The sequence below is a fragment of the Pseudomonas sp. B16120 genome (assembly GCF_044218845.1).
Lineage (GTDB): Bacteria > Pseudomonadota > Gammaproteobacteria > Pseudomonadales > Pseudomonadaceae > Aquipseudomonas > Aquipseudomonas paracarnis.
This window is the reverse complement of record NZ_CP162588.1, coordinates 574,883-593,346: the sequence shown is the minus strand read 5'-3', so window position 1 is coordinate 593,346 and position 18,464 is coordinate 574,883. Positions and strand designations below refer to the sequence as shown.

18 protein-coding genes are annotated in these 18,464 nt (G+C 63.1%); 15 read left to right on the top strand and 3 right to left on the bottom strand.

The annotated features are described in order from the left end of the window. Positions 1-85: 85 nt before the first annotated feature. The 14 genes from AB4P90_RS03085 to AB4P90_RS03020 are packed head-to-tail and all read left to right on the top strand — an operon-like array spanning position 86 to position 13,201. Complete coding sequence (locus tag AB4P90_RS03085; RefSeq protein ID WP_019818323.1) at positions 86-820, top strand: glycosyltransferase family 2 protein; 735 nt, start codon at positions 86-88, stop codon at positions 818-820. Next, a complete protein-coding gene (locus AB4P90_RS03080) occupies positions 817-1,752 on the top strand; it encodes a glycosyl transferase (protein ID WP_014716599.1) in 936 nt (311 codons plus the stop codon). Before AB4P90_RS03085 ends, AB4P90_RS03080 begins: the two co-directional genes overlap by 4 nt. Continuing rightward, positions 1,736-3,277, top strand: a complete 1,542-nt coding sequence (gene hutH, locus AB4P90_RS03075) for a histidine ammonia-lyase (RefSeq protein WP_060767924.1) — start codon at positions 1,736-1,738, stop codon at positions 3,275-3,277. The genes AB4P90_RS03080 and hutH overlap by 17 nt, the downstream gene beginning before the upstream one ends. Continuing rightward, the gene (locus tag AB4P90_RS03070; protein ID WP_395605652.1) at positions 3,270-3,695 is read left to right on the top strand and encodes an acyl-CoA thioesterase; all 426 of its coding nucleotides are present in this window, start codon (positions 3,270-3,272) and stop codon (positions 3,693-3,695) included. Before hutH ends, AB4P90_RS03070 begins: the two co-directional genes overlap by 8 nt. After that, the gene (locus AB4P90_RS03065) at positions 3,692-4,375 is read left to right on the top strand and encodes an outer membrane lipoprotein carrier protein LolA (protein ID WP_395605651.1); all 684 of its coding nucleotides are present in this window, start codon (positions 3,692-3,694) and stop codon (positions 4,373-4,375) included. Before AB4P90_RS03070 ends, AB4P90_RS03065 begins: the two co-directional genes overlap by 4 nt. Next, entirely contained in the window at positions 4,347-6,677 is a 2,331-nt protein-coding gene (locus tag AB4P90_RS03060) for an MMPL family transporter (RefSeq protein ID WP_323556398.1), read from the top strand. Before AB4P90_RS03065 ends, AB4P90_RS03060 begins: the two co-directional genes overlap by 29 nt. Before the next feature lie 33 nt (positions 6,678-6,710). Next, positions 6,711-7,958 (top strand): NAD(P)/FAD-dependent oxidoreductase, encoded by a 1,248-nt coding sequence (locus AB4P90_RS03055; protein WP_014716594.1) that lies wholly within the window; start codon positions 6,711-6,713, stop codon positions 7,956-7,958. Continuing rightward, a complete protein-coding gene (locus tag AB4P90_RS03050) occupies positions 7,955-8,704 on the top strand; it encodes a class I SAM-dependent methyltransferase (protein WP_014716593.1) in 750 nt (249 codons plus the stop codon). Before AB4P90_RS03055 ends, AB4P90_RS03050 begins: the two co-directional genes overlap by 4 nt. After that, positions 8,701-9,183: a hypothetical protein gene (locus AB4P90_RS03045; RefSeq protein WP_395605650.1), complete on the top strand. Its 483-nt coding sequence runs from the start codon at positions 8,701-8,703 to the stop codon at positions 9,181-9,183. Before AB4P90_RS03050 ends, AB4P90_RS03045 begins: the two co-directional genes overlap by 4 nt. Further along, positions 9,180-10,346, top strand: a complete 1,167-nt coding sequence (locus AB4P90_RS03040; RefSeq protein WP_395605649.1) for a beta-ketoacyl-[acyl-carrier-protein] synthase family protein — start codon at positions 9,180-9,182, stop codon at positions 10,344-10,346. Before AB4P90_RS03045 ends, AB4P90_RS03040 begins: the two co-directional genes overlap by 4 nt. Continuing rightward, the gene (locus tag AB4P90_RS03035; RefSeq protein ID WP_395605648.1) at positions 10,343-10,804 is read left to right on the top strand and encodes a hotdog family protein; all 462 of its coding nucleotides are present in this window, start codon (positions 10,343-10,345) and stop codon (positions 10,802-10,804) included. Before AB4P90_RS03040 ends, AB4P90_RS03035 begins: the two co-directional genes overlap by 4 nt. Continuing rightward, positions 10,801-11,529: a 3-oxoacyl-ACP reductase FabG gene (gene fabG / locus AB4P90_RS03030; protein ID WP_014716589.1), complete on the top strand. Its 729-nt coding sequence runs from the start codon at positions 10,801-10,803 to the stop codon at positions 11,527-11,529. The genes AB4P90_RS03035 and fabG overlap by 4 nt, the downstream gene beginning before the upstream one ends. Further along, a complete protein-coding gene (locus AB4P90_RS03025) occupies positions 11,529-12,755 on the top strand; it encodes a beta-ketoacyl-ACP synthase (protein ID WP_014716588.1) in 1,227 nt (408 codons plus the stop codon). Before fabG ends, AB4P90_RS03025 begins: the two co-directional genes overlap by 1 nt. Before the next feature lie 26 nt (positions 12,756-12,781). Continuing rightward, positions 12,782-13,201 carry a hypothetical protein gene (locus AB4P90_RS03020; protein ID WP_020301670.1) on the top strand — a complete coding sequence of 140 codons (420 nt, stop codon included), beginning with the start codon at positions 12,782-12,784 and terminating at the stop codon, positions 13,199-13,201. Between the two features lie 101 nt (positions 13,202-13,302). Here AB4P90_RS03020 and AB4P90_RS03015 read toward each other — a convergent pair whose 3' ends face one another. Next, positions 13,303-14,196 (bottom strand): LysR family transcriptional regulator, encoded by an 894-nt coding sequence (locus AB4P90_RS03015; protein WP_014716587.1) that lies wholly within the window; start codon positions 14,194-14,196, stop codon positions 13,303-13,305. 184 nt (positions 14,197-14,380) lie between these two features. On the opposite strand from AB4P90_RS03015, the gene AB4P90_RS03010 reads away from it, so the two are divergent. Further along, positions 14,381-15,595, top strand: coding sequence for an MFS transporter (locus AB4P90_RS03010; protein WP_395606082.1), 1,215 nt, complete (start codon positions 14,381-14,383; stop codon positions 15,593-15,595). Positions 15,596-15,750: 155 nt separating this feature from the next. Here the strand turns inward: AB4P90_RS03010 and hemE are convergent, their stop codons facing one another. Next, on the bottom strand, positions 15,751-16,818 hold the full coding sequence (hemE, locus tag AB4P90_RS03005) for a uroporphyrinogen decarboxylase (RefSeq protein ID WP_019818334.1): 1,068 nt from the start codon (positions 16,816-16,818) through the stop codon (positions 15,751-15,753). Between the two features lie 223 nt (positions 16,819-17,041). Beyond that, on the bottom strand, positions 17,042-18,460 hold the full coding sequence (locus AB4P90_RS03000) for an FAD-dependent oxidoreductase (RefSeq protein WP_003187920.1): 1,419 nt from the start codon (positions 18,458-18,460) through the stop codon (positions 17,042-17,044). Between the last annotated feature and the right edge of the window lie 4 nt (positions 18,461-18,464).

Sequence of the window (18,464 nt, the reverse complement as noted above, 5' to 3'; positions counted from 1 at the left end):
AACAATCTTGTGTGCACAGCAAATCCAATGTGGGAGCTGGCTTGCCTGCGATGCAGGCGGCGCGGTGTATCGGTTGCCCCCCATCATGCATAACCCCTGCGCTTTAATCCCGGTGTACAACCACGAAGCCGCCGTGCCGGCCGTGGTCCACAGTGTGCTGAAAAGCGGCCTGCCCTGCCTCTTGGTGGACGATGGCAGCAGCGCCGCCTGCGCAGCCGTGCTGGCGCACCTGGCGACGCTGGACAACGTCACCCTGCTGACCCTGCCCAGCAACCAGGGCAAGGGCGGCGCCGTGATGGCCGGTTTCCGCGAGGCAGCGCGCCTGGGCTACACCCACGCCCTGCAAGTGGACGCCGATGGTCAGCACGACCTGCGCGAAGTCGAGACCTTTATCCACACCTCACGCCAGCACCCCGACGCCGTCATCTGCGGCTACCCCGAATACGACGACAGCGTGCCCAAGGGCCGCCTGTACGCACGTTACCTGACCCACGTTTGGGTGTGGATCAACACCCTGTCGCTTGAGATTCGCGACTCGATGTGCGGCTTTCGCGTGTACCCGCTGGCGCCGACCCTGGCGCTGATGGACTCGGCCTACATCGGCACGCACATGGATTTCGACTCGGACATCCTGGTACGCCTGGCCTGGCGCAACCAGCCTATGCGCTGGCTGCCCACCCAGGTGCACTACCCCGCCGACGGCCTGTCGCACTTTCGCTTGTTGCGTGACAACCTGCGCATCAGCGCCATGCACACGCGGTTGTTCTTCGGCATGCTCGTGCGCGCGCCGATGATCCTGTGGCGACGGTGGCAAGCATGAACGACAGCACCAAACATTGGGCCGACCGCGAGGAACGCGGCAGCTTCTGGCTGATGAAATTCACCGCGGTCGCGGTCAAAGTCCTCGGCCGTCGCCTATTGAGCCCGTTGCTCTACAGCATCGTCTTTTACTTCTTCCTGTTCGGCCGCACCGCACGCCACAGCGCGTGGCAATACCAGCAGCGGCTGGCGCAATGGAGCGGGCGCGATGACTTGCTGCCGAGCCACCGCACCGTCTTTGCCCAGTTCATGGCCTTCGCCGATTCGCTGCTGGACAAGCTGGACGTGTGGAACGGCAAGCTGCGCCTGGAGCAAATCGAGATCAACGACCCGGCGCAGTTGCGCAGCCAACTGCGTGGCGAGCGCGGGCAGATGCTGGTGGGTGCGCACCTGGGTAACCTGGAAGTGTGCCGCGCCCTCGCGGAGATTGGTGAGCAGGTCACCATGAATGTGCTGGTGCACACCAAGCACGCCGAGCGTTTCAACCGCCTGCTGGGCGAGGCCGGCGCGACCCATTTGCGCCTGATTCAGGTGAGCGAACTGGACCCGGCCACCATGCTGCTGCTCAGCCAGCGCCTGGACGATGGCGAGTGGCTGGCGATTGCCGGCGACCGCATCCCGCTGCACGGCGGGCGTACGGTGCGCGTGGACTTCCTCGGCCATACGGCGGCATTTCCCCAAGGCCCATGGCTGCTGGCGGGCTTGCTCAAGTGCCCGGTCAATCTGCTGATGTGTCTTAAGCACCAGGGCCGCTATCGCCTGACTATCGAGCCCTTTGCCGATTTGATCGAGTGGAAGCGCAGTACCCGCGAGCAGGTCATCGCCCTGTGGACCGCCCGCTACGCCGCACGCTTGGGCCAGTTCTGCCTGCAAGCGCCCCAACAATGGTTCAACTTTTACCCTTTCTGGAAGACCGATGACGACGCCTCTTGAGCCCATCACCTTTGGTGAACGCCCCCTGCGCATCGAAGACGTGCTGGCCCTGGCCAACCGCCAGGTACCCACTCGCCTGCAGGACGATGCCGCGTACCGCCAACGCATCGCCAAGGGCGCGCAGTTCCTCGACTCGCTGCTGGACAAGGAAGGCGTGATCTACGGCGTGACCACCGGCTACGGCGACTCCTGCGTAGTGGCGGTGCCGCTGGAGCACGTCGAAGCCTTGCCGCGTCATCTGTACACCTTTCACGGTTGCGGCCTGGGCAAGTTGCTCGACGCCCAAGCCACCCGTGCCGTGCTGGCGGCGCGTTTGCAGTCGCTGTGCCATGGCGTATCGGGCGTACGCGTGGAGCTGCTGGAGCGCTTGCACGCCTTCCTCGAACACGATGTGCTGCCACTGATCCCGGAAGAAGGCTCGGTGGGTGCCAGTGGTGATCTGACGCCGCTGTCCTACGTGGCCGCGACCTTGTCCGGCGAGCGCGAGGTGCTATTCCGTGGTGAACGCCGTCCGGCGGCCGACGTTCACCGCGAGCTGGGCTGGGAGCCGTTGGTCCTGCGCCCCAAGGAAGCCCTGGCACTGATGAACGGCACCGCGGTGATGACCGGCCTGGCCTGCCTGGCCTTCGCCCGCGCCGACTACCTGCTGCACCTGGCGACGCGCATCACCGCGCTCAATGTGGTGGCGCTGCAAGGCAACCCGGAACACTTCGACGAGCGCCTCTTCGCCGCCAAGCCGCACCCAGGGCAGATGCAAGTGGCTGCGTGGCTGCGCCACGACCTGGCGATCGATGCACCGACCGCACCGCTGCATCGCTTGCAGGATCGCTATTCGCTGCGCTGCGCACCCCACGTACTCGGCGTGCTGGCCGATAGCTTGAGCTGGCTGCGCTCGTTCATCGAAATCGAGCTCAACAGCGCCAACGACAACCCGATCATCGACGCTGAAGAAGAACGCGTACTGCATGGCGGGCACTTCTACGGCGGGCATATCGCCTTCGCCATGGACAGCCTCAAGACCCTGGTGGCCAACGTTGCCGACCTGCTCGACCGCCAGCTCGCACTGTTGGTGGATGTGCGCTACAACCATGGCCTGCCGAGCAACCTGTCGGGCGCCCCGGCTGATCGTGCAATGATCAACCATGGCTTCAAGGCCGTGCAGATCGGCACCAGCGCCTGGACCGCCGAAGCGCTGAAAAACACCATGCCGGCCAGCGTGTTCTCACGCTCTACCGAGTGCCACAACCAGGACAAGGTGAGCATGGGCACCATCGCTGCCCGCGATGCGATCCGCGTGCTGGAGTTGACCGAACAGGTGGCCGCCGCGACCCTGCTCGCCGCGAACCAGGGCGTGTGGCTGCGCGCCCAGGCCGAGGATGCCCGCCCACTGCCACCGGCACTGGCCGCGATGCACGCCGAACTGGCCCAGGATTTTGCGCCGGTCATCGAAGACCGCGCCTTGGAAGGCGAACTGCGCCTGTGCCTGCAACGCATCGCCGCGCAACACTGGAGGCTGCATGCGTAGCCCCGGCGTGTTGCACAGCGACACTGAAATCCTTGTGCCTTTTTTCGACATCGACACCATGAACGTGGTGTGGCACGGGCATTACGTGAAGTATCTGGAAGTGGCGCGCTGTGCGTTACTGGACAAGATCGGCCATAACTACACGGCAATGCTCGAAGCCGGCTATGCGTGGCCGGTGATCGACATGCAGCTACGCTATGTACGCGGCGCGACCTTCGGCCAGACCATCAATGTGGGCGCCAGCCTGGTGGAATGGGAGAACCGTTTGAAGGTGAACTACCTGATTACCGACCTGGCCAGCGGCGAACGCTTGACCCGCGCCAGCACCGTGCAAGTGGCGGTGGAAATCGCCAGTCGCGAAATGCAGCTGGCCTCGCCCAAAGTCTTCACCGACGCCGTAGAGAGAGCCCTGAAATGAGATCCCCTGTGGGAGCGGGCTTGCCCGCGATGGACGTTAACGATAACGCAGGTCGCCTGACGCTGCGCAGCGCCCTCAGGTTCTTCGCGGGCAAGCCCGCGCCCACATTGATCGCGTTGTTGCTGAGCTTCAGCGCCCACGCCTTCGACCTCCAGCAGTTGAGCGATCAGCTTGCCAAACCCTCCGTGATCCACGGCAACTTCACCCAGGAAAAACACCTGCGCGCCCTGCCCCAGCCATTGGTGAGCAAAGGCACCTTCGTGCTCGCCAAGGATCACGGCCTGCTGTGGCTGTTGAAAACCCCGCTGCAACAGGACTACCGCATTACAGCCCAGGGCATTGCCCGCCGCGATGCCAATGGCTGGCAACTACTGCCAAACAAGAGTGCCGGCGCCGAACAGAATCGTTTGTTCCTGGCAGTACTGCAGGGCGACAGCAGTGGCCTGCAGCGCGACTTCGACCTGCAACTGCAAGGCGAGGCCCAACAATGGAAGCTCACGCTGACCCCACGCTCACTGCTGCTCAAGCAAGTCTTCACCCAGATCAATATCGACGGCGGCGCACTGGTGCGCACCATTGAACTGCTGGAAACCCAAGGCGACAGCACGCTGTTGCGCATGCAGGACAGTACCGCCGACCAGCCGTTGAGCAATGCGGAGCAACACGACTTTGCCCAGTGAGCGCCTGCTGCCGCGCCTGTTCCTGACCTTGCTGGTGGCCGTGCTGGCCCTGGCAGGCTGGCAGTGGCGTGATGGCGCGCCGTTGTCGGCCAACCTGATGGAACTGGTGCCCGGCAGCACGCCGGACGCGTTGGAGCTGCAAGCCGAACAGCGCATGCAAGAGCCGCTCAACCGCGAAATGCTGGTACTGGTGGGGCATGCCGACCGCCAGCAAGCGGTGGCCGTGGCGCAGCAACTGGGTGAGCGTTGGCAGGCCAGCGGCCTGTTTGAAAAGGTGCAGTGGAACCTGCAAGCCGACTTGCCAGCGTTGCGCGAACAACTGCTGCGTGGGCGTTTGTCGATGCTCTCGTCCAAGGACCGCGAACAACTGATCCAGCAGCCTGAGGCGTTCATCCAGCAACGCGTGCAATCGCTGTTCGACCCCTTCACCGGTTTCAGCCTGGTGCCAAGCCAGGACGATTGGCTCGGCCTCACCGGGCGCATCCAGAACAGCCAGCCGCAACACGGTGCGGTGCAAATGGACATCGGCAGCGGCGCCTTGATCGCCGATGCCGACGGCAAGAGTTGGGTGCTACTGCGAGCCCGCACTACCGGCAACGCCTTCGACATGAAGCTGCCGCTGCAAGTGGCGGACTTGCTGAAGGCCAGCCGCGAGCAAGCCAGCGCACACGGCGCGCAACTGCTCGCCGCCAGCGGTTTACTCTATGCGGCCAACGGGCAGCAGCAGGCCACGCGGGAAATGACCTGGGTCGGCGGCGGCGCCACCCTGGGCATCCTGTTGTTGCTGCTGCTGGCGTTCCGACGCTGGCGGGTGTTGCTGGCGTTCGTGCCGGTACTGGTGGGCATGCTGTTTGGCGCGGTGGCATGTGTGGCGCTGTTTGGGCATATGCATGTGATGACCCTGGTGCTGGGTTCCAGCCTGATCGGCGTGGCGGTGGATTACCCACTGCACTACCTGTCCAAAAGCTGGAGCCTGCAACCCTGGCGCAGTTGGCCGGCGTTGCGCCTGACCCTGCCAGGGCTGAGCCTGAGCCTGGCCACCAGCGCTATCGGCTACCTGGCGCTGGCCTGGACGCCGTTCCCGGCGCTGACACAGATTGCGGTGTTTTCGGCTGCCGGTTTGGTCGGTGCCTATTTGTGTGCCGTGTGCCTTTTGCCCGCGCTGCTCAAGGGCGTGGAACTGCGCCCGGCGCAATGGCCGCTGCGTGTCGCCCAAAGCCTATGGCAGCTGCGCACGGCCTTGCTCAAACGCGTGCCCAGTTCGGTACTGCTGGTGTGGGTGCTGCTGTTCTGCGCGGCGGGCCTGTGGCAACTGAACACTAAAAACGATATCCGCCAATGGATCGGTGCACCGCCGCAGTTGCTGCAGGAAGCCCAGGCCGTGGCGCGCATCACCGGGTTCCAGCCCACCAGCCAGTTTTTCCTGGTGCGGGCGGACAATCAGCAACAGTTGCTGGAACGCCAGGCCGCCCTGGGCAAACGCTTGGACCAGTTGGTACAGATGGACAAGCTTCAGGGCTACCTGGCGCTCAATCAACTGGTCAACCTCCCCGCCGAACAACAACAGTTGCGCGAGGCGCTGAACAACCTGGCGCCACACTGGCAACCGCTACTGGACCTCGGCGTGCCCCTCAGTGCCCTGCAAGCCGAAGTGGCGCAATTGCAGGCGCTGCCCACCGCAGACATCGACGCCGCACTGCAAGGCCCGCTGGCCGAGCCCTGGCGCACCCTGTGGCTCGGCCCGGTCGACGGCGGCGTGGCAGCCATGGTCAGCCTGCAAGGCTTGAACAACCCGGCGCTGCTGCGGGTACAGGCGCTGGACTTGCCCGGCGTGCAACTGGTCGACCGCCTGGGCGACTTGAACCGCGTATTTGCCGACACGCAGATCAGCGCTGCCGAATTGAAGTTGCTGTCTTGCGTGCTGATCGTGCTATTGCTGATTGCGCCCTTCGGCGTTGGCGGCGCCTTGCGTATCGTCGCCCTGCCGCTGCTGGCCGCGTTGTGCAGCCTGGCCAGCCTCGGTTGGCTGGGCCAGCCGCTGACTTTGTTCAGCCTGTTTGGCCTGCTGCTGGTCACGGCCATCAGCGTCGACTATGCGATTTTGATGCGCGAGCAGATCGGCGGCCCTGCCGTCAGCCTGTTGGGAACACTGCTGGCAGCGCTGACGACTTGGTTGTCGTTCGGCCTGCTGGCGGTCTCCAGTACACCGGCCGTGAGTAATTTCGGCTTGTCGGTCAGCCTGGGCCTGGCGTTCAGCTTTATGCTGGCACCCTGGGCCGGCCGGCAGAAACACGCCTTATGAATGTGATTAGCGCCTATGCGGCAAGGAGCCCTCGTGCCCACAGTTGAAATGGAACGTCGCCAGGTGGTGGTGATCGGTGCCGGGCCTTCCGGTGCCATCGCGGCCGCGCTGTTAAAGCGCAAAGGGCATGATGTATTGATCATCGAGCGCGAGCATTTCCCGCGTTTCTCGATTGGCGAAAGCCTGCTGTCGCACTGCATCGACTTTATCGAAGAAGCCGGCATGCTCGACGCTGTGCAAGCTGCAGGCTTCCAGGTAAAAACCGGCGCGGCCTTCGCCTGGGGCGAGCGCTACAGTGCCTTTGATTTCAGCGACACCTTCAGCAACGGCAAGCCCACCACCTTCCAGGTGCAGCGCGGCGAGTTCGACAAATTGCTGGCCGACCAGGCGGCACTGCAAGGCGTAGAAATCCGCTATGGCCAAACCATTGTCGGCGTGGATTTTTCTGCCGAGAGCCGGTATTTGCATGTGCGCCGCCAGAATGGCAGCGAGTACCACCTCAAGGCCAGGTTCGTGCTCGATGCCAGCGGCTATGGCCGCGTGTTGCCACGCCTGCTGGACCTGGAAGCACCGTCGAATTTCCCGCTGCGCCAGGCCGTATTCACCCACGTCGAAGACCGTATCGAACACCCAGGCTTTGACCGCAGCAAAATCCTGGTGACCACTCACCCGACCCAGCGCGACATCTGGTTCTGGACCATCCCGTTCAGTAACGGCCGTTGCTCGGTGGGCGTGGTCGCGGCCAAGGAGCATTTCGAGGGTGCCGACAGCGACCTCGACGCCTGCCTGCGCGGCTTTATCGAGCAAACCCCAAGCCTGTCCGGCGTGCTGCAAAATGCCGTCTGGGACACTCCGGCGCGCACCATCGGCGGCTACTCGGCCAACGTCAAAACCCTGCACGGCCCAGGCTTTGCGCTACTGGGCAATGCGGCCGAATTCCTCGACCCGGTGTTCTCTTCCGGCGTGACCATTGCCATGCGTTCGGCGAGCATGGCCGCAGGGGTGCTGCACCGCCAATTGAGCGGCGAAACGGTGGACTGGCAAACCGAGTTCGCCGAACCGCTCAAGCGCGGTGTCGATACCTTCCGTTGCTACGTCGAGGGTTGGTATGCGGGCACGTTCCAGGACGTGATTTTCCATCCTGGCAGTTCACCGGAGATTCGCCGCATGATCAGCTCTATCCTGGCCGGTTACGCCTGGGATGAACGCAACCCGTTTGTCAGCGAGCCGAAACGGCGCTTGCGGATGTTGTCGGATATTTGTGCGAGTGAAGCGGTATGAGCAGCCCGGGCGTCGAAAAAAACTACCTGAGTCAAAACTACGTCGAAGAAACCAAGTTCGGTTTCTGGTTCCTGCGCAGCCATACCTGGCAGCATCACGTGTTGCGCGTGGCGATCAATGACCTTCGCAGCCTGTTCAGCGAGCCGCTGCCGGTGGCGCCGGTGTTGCTGGATGCCGGTTGCGGCCAAGGCAAATCCTTCCAGTTGCTGCATCAGGTATTTGCGCCTTCGCGCCTGATCGGCCTGGATGCGGACCCTCACAGCCTGGCACTGAGCCGCGAAGAAGCCGCGCGGCTGGGCCTGGATGTGGAGTTGATCGGCAGCGACTGCGCAACCCTCAACCTAGCGGATGCCAGCGTCGATATCCTGTTCTGCCACCAGACCTTCCATCATCTGGTGGAACAACATCGCGCACTCAAGGAGTTCTATCGGGTGCTCAAGCCGGGCGGCTATCTGCTGTTTGCCGAATCCACCGAAGCTTACATCGACACCTGGGTGATTCGCTGGCTGTTCCGCCACCCGATGCATGTGCAAAAGAGCGCCGAAGAATACCTGGAGATGCTGCGCGAGCAGGGCTTTGAGTTCGCTGCACAGAACATTTCGTACCCTTACTTGTGGTGGAGCCGTTCCAGTGACTTCGGCCTGCTGGAACGCTGGGGCCTGCGCAAGGCACCGCCCGTGGGCCAGCGCGAGGAAACCCTGGTCAACTGCGTGGCCCGTAAACCTGTGGAGAACGCGGCCCCATGATGCGCCTGCTGTTGATAAGTTGCCTGCTGCTGCTCGGTGCCTGCGCCAGCCAGGCGCCGCTGCCGGAAAAAATGCCGGCCCTGGCCTTGCCGATGCAATTGCATGTGCAGCGCCTGGCGGACAGCCAGAGCCAGGACTGGCTGCTGGTGATCCAGCGCGAAGGCCGCGCGATTCGCTGGTCGATGATGGACCCGCTGGGCATTCCCCTGGCCCGGCAAAAACTGCTTGATGGGCAGTGGCAGGCAGACGGCTTGCTGCCGCCCAACCCCCAGGCGCGCACGCTATTTGCCGCGCTGCTGTTTGCCCTGACCGCGTCCGGTGACGTACCGGCGTTGTATCCCACTGCCCAGGCCATGGACCTGACGCGCACGCTGCCGGGCCACTGGCAGATCGTCTACCAGTCTTCGGAGGTGTTCAGCGTGAACATGGCCGACCCGCCGCTGAGTTACCGCATCAGCCCGCTGGGTGTGAGCCGATGACCGCCTACCTCAACGCCCTTGGCGTGATCTGCGCCCTTGGCCGTGGCCAGGCGCAAGTCAGCCGCAAGCTGTTTGCCGGCGACTGTTCGGGCATGCGTGCCGAAAGCGGTTGGGTGCCGGAACGCGTCGTGCCGGTGGCCGCCGTATACGGCGAACTGGCGAGCCTGCCCCCGGAACTGGCCCAGCAAAGCAGTCGCAATAACCAGTTGCTGCTGGAAGCGGCGCTGCAGATCGAAGATCAGATTCGTCAGGCCATCCAAACCTACGGCCCTGGCCGGGTCGGGGTTGTGCTCGGCACCAGCACCTCGGGCATTGACGAAGCCAGCCGTGGCATTGCCCATTACCTGCAAAACACGCAGTTCCCCGCCGACTACGATTACCAGCAACAGGAACTCAGCGCCCCGGCCAACTTCCTCGCTGACTGGTTGAACGTGAGCGGCCCGGCCTATGTGATTTCCACCGCCTGCACCTCCAGCGCCCGAGCATTGATGAGCGCCCAGCGCCTGTTGGACCTGGGGGTGTGCGATGCGGTGATCTGCGGCGGCGTGGACAGCCTGTGCAAGCTGACACTGAACGGGTTTACCGCGCTGGAAGCCGTGTCTGCCGAGCGCTGTAATCCGTTCTCGGTGAACCGCAACGGCATCAATATCGGTGAAGCGGCGGTGCTGTTCCTGATGAGCCGCGAGCCGGCCCCCATCGCCTTGCTGGGCAGCGGCGCCAGTTGCGACGCGCACCATATCTCTGCGCCCGAGCCCAGCGGCAAGGGCGCGTTGCTGGCCATGCGCAAGGCCCTGGCCAGTGCAAAGCTTTCGCCCGAGCAGATCGGTTACCTGAACCTGCACGGCACCGCAACCCAACACAACGACGCCATGGAAAGCCTGGCGGTCGCCAGCCTGTTTCCAGGCGGCGTCGCCTGCTCATCGACCAAGCCCATGACCGGCCACACCCTCGGCGCTGCCGGGGCACTGGAAGCCGCGTTCTGCTGGCTGAGCCTGACCCATCGCCTGCTGCCACCCCACGTATGGGACGGCCACCCCGACCCGGCGCTGCCCGCGTTGCAATGGGCGCGCAGCGGCGACAGCTTGAAAAAACCCTGCCTGATGAGCAACTCGTTTGCCTTCGGCGGTAACAATGTCAGCCTGATAATCGCAGAGGCCCCATGATCGATTGGCCACTTGCCGAACTGCTGCCCCATGCGGGCGACATGATCCTGATCGACCAGGTGCTGTCGTTCGATGAAGAGCAGATCCACACCCGCGTCACCATCAAGCCCGGCGGCCTGTTCAACCGTGCTGACGGCAGCCTGCCCGCCTGGGTCGGCATCGAGCTGATGGCGCAAAGCGTCGCCGCCTATGCCGGTTGCCATGCGCGCCAGCAAGGTAAGGCCGTGGAGCTGGGTTTCCTGTTGGGCACACGTAAGTTCGAGTGCAACGTGGAGCACTTCCCGGCCGGTGCCGAGCTGAATATCCACGGCCTGCGCTCCCTGGAAGACGACAACGGCATGGGCGTGTTCGAATGCCACCTCGCCGGCGACGGTATCCAGGCCAGCGCGCGCTTGAACGTATTTCGACCGCCCCAGGCGGCCAACTATTTAGATGAATCGAAGGACGAAACGCCATGACTGAATCCGTACTGGTCACCGGCTCCAGCCGTGGCATAGGCCGCGCCATTGCCCTGCGCCTGGCCCAGGCCGGCCATGACATCGTGCTGCATTGCCGCAGCGGCCGTGCCGAAGCCGACGCGGTACAGCTCGAGGTCCAAGCCCTGGGGCGCGAGGCACGCGTGCTGCAGTTCGACGTGGCCGATCGCGCTGCGTGCAAAGAGATCCTTGAGGCCGATGTGGAGCAGCATGGCGCCTACTACGGCGTGGTGCTCAATGCTGGCCTGACCCGCGACGGCGCCTTTCCTGCGCTGTCGGAAGACGATTGGGATGTGGTGATGCGCACCAACCTGGATGGCTTCTACAACGTGCTGCACCCGGTGATGATGCCGATGATTCGGCGCCGCGCCGCCGGGCGTATCGTGTGCATTACCTCGGTGTCCGGATTGATCGGCAACCGCGGCCAGGTCAACTACAGCGCTTCCAAAGCCGGCTTGATCGGCGCAGCCAAGGCGCTGGCCATCGAATTGGGCAAGCGCAAGATCACCGTCAACTGCGTGGCGCCGGGCCTGATCGACACTGCGATGCTGGATGAAAACGTGCCGGTAGAAGAACTGATGAAAATGATCCCGGCCCAACGCATGGGCACGCCGGAAGAAGTCGCCGGCGCCGTGAACTTCCTGATGTCGGCCGAAGCCGGCTACATCACGCGCCAGGTGCTGGCCGTGAACGGGGGCCTGTGCTGATGAAGCGCGTTGTCGTCACCGGCATGGCCGGCGTGACCTCCCTGGGCAGCGACTGGGACACCATCGCCGCGAACTTTCGCGCCAACCGCAGCGGCATTCGGCGCATGGATGAGTGGGACCGTTTCACCGAACTGAACACCCGCCTGGCCGGCCCTATCGACGATTTCGTCGTGCCCGCTCACTGGACGCGCAAACAACTGCGCAGCATGGGCCGCGTCTCGCGCCTGGCGGTGTGGGCGGCGGAGCAGGCGTTGCGGGACGCCGGCTTGCTGGGTGACGAGTCGATCAAGGACGGGCGCATGGGCGTGGCCTGTGGCTCGTCCACCGGCAGCACCGATGAGATCAAGGCGTTCGGCAATATGCTGCTCAACTCGGTGGCCGAGGGGCTCAATGCCAACTCCTATGTGCGCATGATGCCGCACACCACGGCGGCAAATATCAGCATCTTCTTTGGCCTCACGGGCCGGCTGATTCCTACCTCCAGCGCCTGCACCAGCGGCAGCCAGGGCATCGGCTACGCCTATGAGGCAATCAAGTTCGGGCGCCTGCCGTTGATGCTTGCGGGCGGCGCAGAAGAACTGTGCCCCACCGAAGCCATGGTGTTCGATGCGCTGTACGCCACCAGCCTGAAAAACGATGCGCCGCAAACCAGCCCTCGTCCCTACGACAGCGGCCGCGACGGCCTGGTGATCGGTGAAGGTGGCGGCATGTTGGTGCTCGAAGAGTTGGAACACGCACTCGCGCGAGGCGCGCATATTCATGCGGAGCTGGTCGGCTTCGGCAGCAACGCCGACGGCCAGCACACCACCCGCCCGGAACAGAAAACCATGCGCCGCGCCATGGAGCTGGCCCTGGAAGACGCAGGTCTTGAACCGTCCGCCATCGGCTACGTGAACGGCCATGGCACGGCTACCGATCAGGGCGACATCGCCGAAACCCTGGCCACCAGCAGCCTGTTTGGCAGCCGCATGCCGATCAGTTCGCAGAAGAGTTTCCTGGGACACACCCTGGGTGCGTGCGGGGCGTTGGAATCGTGGTTCAGCATCGAGATGATGAACCGCGACCAGTACGTGCACACCTTCAACCTGGACGCGGTCGACCCGCAATGCGGCGAGCTGGACTACCTGCAAGGTGGCTTTCGCCAGATGCACAACGACTACGTGATGAACAACAACTTTGCCTTCGGCGGGGTCAACACCTCGTTGATCTTCCGCCGCTGGGCCTGACTTTTTAATCGATTGGAGAAAACGGAATGTCTTCCCTGCTACGCGCTGCCCTGATCACCCTGGCCCTGCTGACCACGGCTGGCTGCACCAGCAAACCCGTGCTCAACACCCAGCATGAGTTACCGGCCACAAGCCAGGTCAGCGAAGAAAAAATGAAGCAAGTGATCGTCGCCGCCCTGCAAAAACGCGAGTGGACGGTACAACGCCTGAGCCCACAACTGGTGCAGGCCGAGATCACCGTGCGCGGCCAGTTCTACGCCGCCATCGACATCCGCTACACCCGCAACAGCTACGCCATCACCTACCGCGACAGCCGCGACCTGGGCTACAAGGACGGTAAGATCCATCGCAACTACAACCGTTGGGTGAGCATGCTGGATCGGGATATTCTGGCGGGGTTGCGTACTTACAGCGTGAATGAAGCAAATACTTCGCCCCAAAACTGACCCCCTTGTGGCGAGGGAGCTTGCTCCCGCTGGACTGCGCAGCAGGCCCATTTTTTAGGGCCGCTACGCGACCCAGCGGGAGCAAGCTCCCTCGCCACAGGTTATTGAGCGGCCTTACGCGTCAACAACTCCACAAACCCCTTCGCCATTGGCGTTTGCGCGCCCTTGCGCTGCACCAGCCACACCGCCGTCACCGCCTGCGGGTCGAGCAAGGTGCGATAGACCACGCCATCAATGCGGATGCGCTGGTAAGACGCCGGCAGCACCGATACTCCCAACCCCGCTGCCACCAAGCCGATGATGGTCATTGCTTCCCCTGCTTCCTGGGCAAAGTGCGGGCTGAACCCGGCGTCGCGGGCCAGGTTGAGCAACTGCGCGTACAAGCCGCTGCCGTAACTGCGCGGGAAGAACACAAAAGGCTCCTCGGCCAATTGCTCCAGATGCAAGCCGCGCTCGCTGCCGTGGGCCAATGGGTGGCCGGCGCTCAGTACCGCGACTAATGGCTCGCGCATCAACTCGATCACGTTCAGTGAGTCGGGCAAGGGCAAAGGCCGCATCAACCCAACCTGAATCGACTCGTCCACCAGCGACTCGGCCACTTGGGTGCTGCTCATTTCTTGCAGGTTCAGATGCACCGCCGGGAATGCCTGGCGGAAGGCAAAGATCGCCTGGGGAATGCTGGCGTTGAACGGCGCAGACGAGGTGAAACCGATCTTCAATTCACCCAGTTCCCCCAACTGCGCACGCCGCGCCACATCTGCCGCCTTGTCGACCTGGGCCAGCACCAGCCGTGCCTCTTGCAAGAACAAGCGCCCGGCCTCGCTCAGCTCGACCCGACGATTGGTACGCTCGAACAAGCGTGCGCCCAGCTCGTGTTCCAGCGCCTGTATCTGCTGGCTCAGGGGCGGCTGCGAGATGCCCAGCACCTGCGCGGCGCGGCCGAAGTGCAGCTCTTCGGCAACGGCGATGAAGTAGCGCAAATGGCGAAATTCTATGCAAGCCTCATTAGGTCGTAAAAGCTATCAAACAGGTCGAACAATATATTGGAAAGAATCATTAGCCAGCTATATTCTTTTTCGTATTGTCAGTCCTGGCAGACTTTCCTCCCCGAGGTCCCCCGTGAATCCTGCTGTTGCCCCACTTGCCCAACACACCTCGCCCTCAGCCCTTGATGACGTAGTGGCGCAGCTCAACGACGCGTACATCGAAAAAGGCACGCCGATGTTCATGCGCACCGTGCTGGCGCTGTTCTCCGGCGGGTTCGCCACCTTTGCGCTGTTGTATTGCGTGCAGCCGATGATGCCGACGCTGTCCCACGAGTTTTCCATCAATGCCGCGCAGAGCAGCCTGATTCTATCCGTCGCCACCGCGATGCTCGCCTGCGGCCTGCTGATCACCGGGCCGATATCCGACAGGCTGGGGCGCAAGCCGGTGATGGTTGCCGCGTTGTTCTGTGCGGCGCTGGCCACCATCGCCAGCGGCCTGATGCCGAGCTGGGAGGGCATCCTGTTGATGCGCGCACTGGTGGGCCTGTCCTTGAGCGGCCTGGCCGCCGTGGCCATGACCTACCTGAGCGAAGAGATCCACCCACAACACATTGGCCTGGCCATGGGTTTGTACATCGGTGGCAACGCGATTGGCGGCATGAGCGGGCGCCTGATCATCGGCGTGTTGATCGACTTCGTCAGCTGGCACACCGCAATGCTGATCATCGGTGCCCTGGCATTGATCGCCGCCACAGTGTTCTGGAGGATCCTCCCCGAGTCGCGCAACTTCCGCGCCAGCAGCCTCAAGCCGCGCAACCTGGTGGACGGCTTCGTCATGCACTTCAAGGACGCCGGCCTGCCGTGGCTGTTCCTTGAAGCCTTCCTGCTGATGGGCGCCTTCGTGACGATGTTCAACTACATCGGCTATCGCCTGCTGGCCTCACCCTATGAGCTGAGCCAGGCGGTGGTTGGCCTGTTGTCAGTGGTGTACCTGTCGGGCATCTACAGCTCGGCCAAGATCGGCTCCCTGGCCGACCGTCTCGGCCGCCGCCGAGTGCTGTGGGGCACCATCGTGCTGATGCTCGCCGGCATGGCGCTGACACTGTTCACCCCGCTGTGGTTGGTGGTGCCGGGCATGCTGATCTTCACCTTCGGCTTCTTCGGCGCCCACTCGGTCGCCAGCAGCTGGATCGGGCGCCGTGCGGTGAAAGCCAAGGGGCAAGCGTCGTCGCTGTATCTGTTCTGCTATTACGTGGGATCGAGTATTGCCGGGACGGCGGGAGGGTTTTTCTGGCACTTTGCCGGGTGGAATGGGATTGGCGGGTTTATCGTCGCGCTGCTGATTGGCGCGTTGCTGGTGGCGTTGAAGCTGGCGAAGTTGCCGCCACTGGGAAATATGCAGACCTGACGCGATTGGCTTTATGTGGGAGCGGGCTTGCTCGCGAATGCGGTGGTCTAGTGACGAATTTGTCGACTGACACTGCGCATTCGCGAGCAAGCCCGCTCCCACATTTGTTTTGTGTTTACCCATGAAAAAGCCCGGCTTCAAGCCGGGCTTTTTCGTCATTCGTGATACTGCGCCGACAGTTCGTGCACTGCGCGCAAGAACGCACCCGCATGCTCCGGGTTCACTTCCGGGGTGATGCCATGGCCGAGGTTGAACACATGGCCGGTGCCTTTGCCGTAGCTGGCCAGGATGCGACCTACTTCGGTACGGATCGCTTCTGGCTTGGCGTACAGCACGGTGGGGTCCATGTTGCCTTGCAGCGCGACCTGGTTGCCCACGCGACGGCGGGCTTCGCCGATATCGCAGGTCCAGTCCAGGCCCAGGGCATCGGCCCCGGCATCGGCGATGCTTTCCAGCCACAGGCCGCCGCCCTTGGTGAACATGATCACCGGCACTTTACGGCCTTCGTGTTCGCGGATCAGGCCGCTGACGATCTTGCGCATGTAGGCCAGGGAGAACTCCTGGTACGCCGCCGCCGACAGGTTGCCGCCCCAGGTGTCGAAAATCTGTACCGCTTGGGCGCCCGCCATGATCTGGCCGTTGAGGTAGGAGGTGACCGACTGCGCCAGCTTGTCCAGCAACAGGTGCATGGCTTGCGGGTTGTCGTAGAGCATGGCCTTGGTCTTGCGGAAGTCTTTCGACGAGCCGCCTTCGACCATGTAGGTGGCCAGGGTCCATGGGCTGCCAGAAAAGCCGATCAGCGGCACACGGCCGTTAAGCTCGCGGCGGATGGTGCTCACGGCGTCCATCACGTAGCCCAGGTCTTTGTGTGGATCAGGGATCGGCAGGGCTTCGATATCGGCCAGGGTGCTAACGACTTTCTTGAAACGCGGGCCTTCGCCAGTTTCGAAGTACAGGCCTTGGCCCATGGCGTCGGGGATGGTGAGGATATCGGAGAAGAGGATGGCCGCATCCAGTTGTGGGTAGCGGTCCAGCGGCTGCATCGTGACTTCGCAGGCGAACGCAGGATTCATGCACAGGCTCATGAAATCGCCCGCATTGGCGCGACTGGCGCGGTATTCCGGCAGGTAGCGACCGGCTTGACGCATCATCCACACGGGCGTGACGTCTACGGGTTGCTTGAGCAGGGCACGAAGGAAACGGTCGTTCTTGAGGGCAGTCATGTCGGCATCCGCAAAAAAAGTGCGGGCATTTTCTCAGAGCGCGACGCAAAAGGCACGGAATGCGCCGTGCCTTTTGTCTATCGGGTCAATTTGTCGCGGCAATGCCGCCGCAGGATCGTTCCCACGCTCCGCGTGATAACGCCTCCTGTGACGCTCCGCGTCATGCTGTTCGGGACGCGGAGCGTCCCTGGCGGCATTCCCACGCGGAGCGTGGGAACGATCATCAGACTTGCAGGTAGTCCAGGATGCCTTCGGCGGCGTTACGGCCTTCGAAGATCGCGGTGACCACCAGGTCCGACCCGCGCACCATGTCGCCACCGGCGAAGATCTTCGGGTTGCTGGTCTGGTGCTTGTACTGGCCTTGCTCCGGGGCGACGACGCGGCCCTGGCTGTCAGTCTGGATCTCGAACTGCTCGAACCACGGTGCCGGGCTTGGGCGGAAACCGAAGGCGATGACCACGGCGTCAGCCGGGATGATTTCTTCGGAACCCGGGATCGGCTCGGGGCTGCGACGGCCACGGGCATCCGGCTCGCCGAGACGGGTCTCGACCACCTTCACACCTTCGACGCGGTCTTCACCGACGATGGCGATCGGCTGGCGGTTGTAGAGGAATTTCACGCCTTCTTCCTTGGCGTTCTTCACCTCTTTGCGCGAGCCGGGCATGTTGGCTTCGTCACGGCGATACGCGCAGGTCACCGACTTGGCACCCTGGCGGATCGAGGTGCGGTTGCAGTCCATCGCGGTGTCGCCACCGCCCAGCACCACGACCTTCTTGCCCTTCATATCGACGAAATCTTCCGGCGACTTTTCAAAGCCCAGGTTGCGGTTGACGTTGGCGATCAGGAAGTCGAGCGCGTCATACACGCCTGGCAAGTCCTCACCGGCAAAGCCGCCCTTCATGTAGGTGTAGGTGCCCATGCCCATGAACACCGCATCGTATTCGGCGAGCAGTTGCTCCATGGTGATGTCTTTGCCGATTTCGGTATTGAGACGGAACTCGATACCCATGCCGGTGAACACTTCACGACGGTGGCTCAGTACGGTTTTTTCCAGCTTGAACTCGGGAATGCCGAAGGTCAGCAAGCCACCGATTTCCGGGTTCTTGTCGAACACCACCGGGGTCACGCCGCCACGCACCAACACGTCGGCACACCCTAGGCCAGCAGGGCCCGCACCGATGATCGCGACGCGCTTGCCGGTTGGCTTGACCTTGGACATGTCCGGGCGCCAGCCCATGGCGAACGCGGTGTCGGTGATGTATTTCTCCACCGAACCGATGGTCACCGCGCCGAAGCCGTCGTTGAGGGTGCAGGCCCCTTCACACAGCCGGTCTTGCGGACACACCCGGCCGCAGACTTCCGGCAGGGTATTGGTCTGGTGAGACAGCTCGGCAGCGGCGAGGATGTTGCCCTCGGCCACCAGCTTGAGCCAGTTGGGAATGAAGTTGTGCACCGGGCACTTCCATTCGCAATACGGGTTACCGCAACCCAGGCAGCGATGGGCCTGGTCGGCCGAGTGCTGGGGTTTGAAGGGTTCGTAGATTTCCACGAACTCTTTCTTGCGTTGACGCAACAGTTTCTTCTTCGGATCTTTGCGCCCGACATCGATGAACTGGAAGTCGTTATTCAGACGTTCAGCCATGTTA

Bases quoted from the DNA above. Each gene is read 5' to 3' on its own strand.
- AB4P90_RS03060 (WP_323556398.1), top strand. From the start codon at position 4,347: ATGCGGAGCAACACGACTTTGCCCAGTGAGCGCCTGCTGCCGCGCCTG.
- hemE (WP_019818334.1), bottom strand. From the start codon at position 16,818: ATGACTGCCCTCAAGAACGACCGTTTCCTTCGTGCCCTGCTCAAGCAA.
- AB4P90_RS03050 (WP_014716593.1), top strand. From the start codon at position 7,955: ATGAGCAGCCCGGGCGTCGAAAAAAACTACCTGAGTCAAAACTACGTC.
- AB4P90_RS03025 (WP_014716588.1), top strand. From the start codon at position 11,529: ATGAAGCGCGTTGTCGTCACCGGCATGGCCGGCGTGACCTCCCTGGGC.
- AB4P90_RS03085 (WP_019818323.1), top strand. From the start codon at position 86: ATGCATAACCCCTGCGCTTTAATCCCGGTGTACAACCACGAAGCCGCC.
- AB4P90_RS03065 (WP_395605651.1), top strand. From the start codon at position 3,692: ATGAGATCCCCTGTGGGAGCGGGCTTGCCCGCGATGGACGTTAACGAT.
- fabG (WP_014716589.1), top strand. From the start codon at position 10,801: ATGACTGAATCCGTACTGGTCACCGGCTCCAGCCGTGGCATAGGCCGC.
- AB4P90_RS03035 (WP_395605648.1), top strand. From the start codon at position 10,343: ATGATCGATTGGCCACTTGCCGAACTGCTGCCCCATGCGGGCGACATG.
- AB4P90_RS03040 (WP_395605649.1), top strand. From the start codon at position 9,180: ATGACCGCCTACCTCAACGCCCTTGGCGTGATCTGCGCCCTTGGCCGT.
- AB4P90_RS03000 (WP_003187920.1), bottom strand. From the start codon at position 18,460: ATGGCTGAACGTCTGAATAACGACTTCCAGTTCATCGATGTCGGGCGC.
- AB4P90_RS03080 (WP_014716599.1), top strand. From the start codon at position 817: ATGAACGACAGCACCAAACATTGGGCCGACCGCGAGGAACGCGGCAGC.
- AB4P90_RS03070 (WP_395605652.1), top strand. From the start codon at position 3,270: ATGCGTAGCCCCGGCGTGTTGCACAGCGACACTGAAATCCTTGTGCCT.
- AB4P90_RS03020 (WP_020301670.1), top strand. From the start codon at position 12,782: ATGTCTTCCCTGCTACGCGCTGCCCTGATCACCCTGGCCCTGCTGACC.
- AB4P90_RS03045 (WP_395605650.1), top strand. From the start codon at position 8,701: ATGATGCGCCTGCTGTTGATAAGTTGCCTGCTGCTGCTCGGTGCCTGC.
- hutH (WP_060767924.1), top strand. From the start codon at position 1,736: ATGACGACGCCTCTTGAGCCCATCACCTTTGGTGAACGCCCCCTGCGC.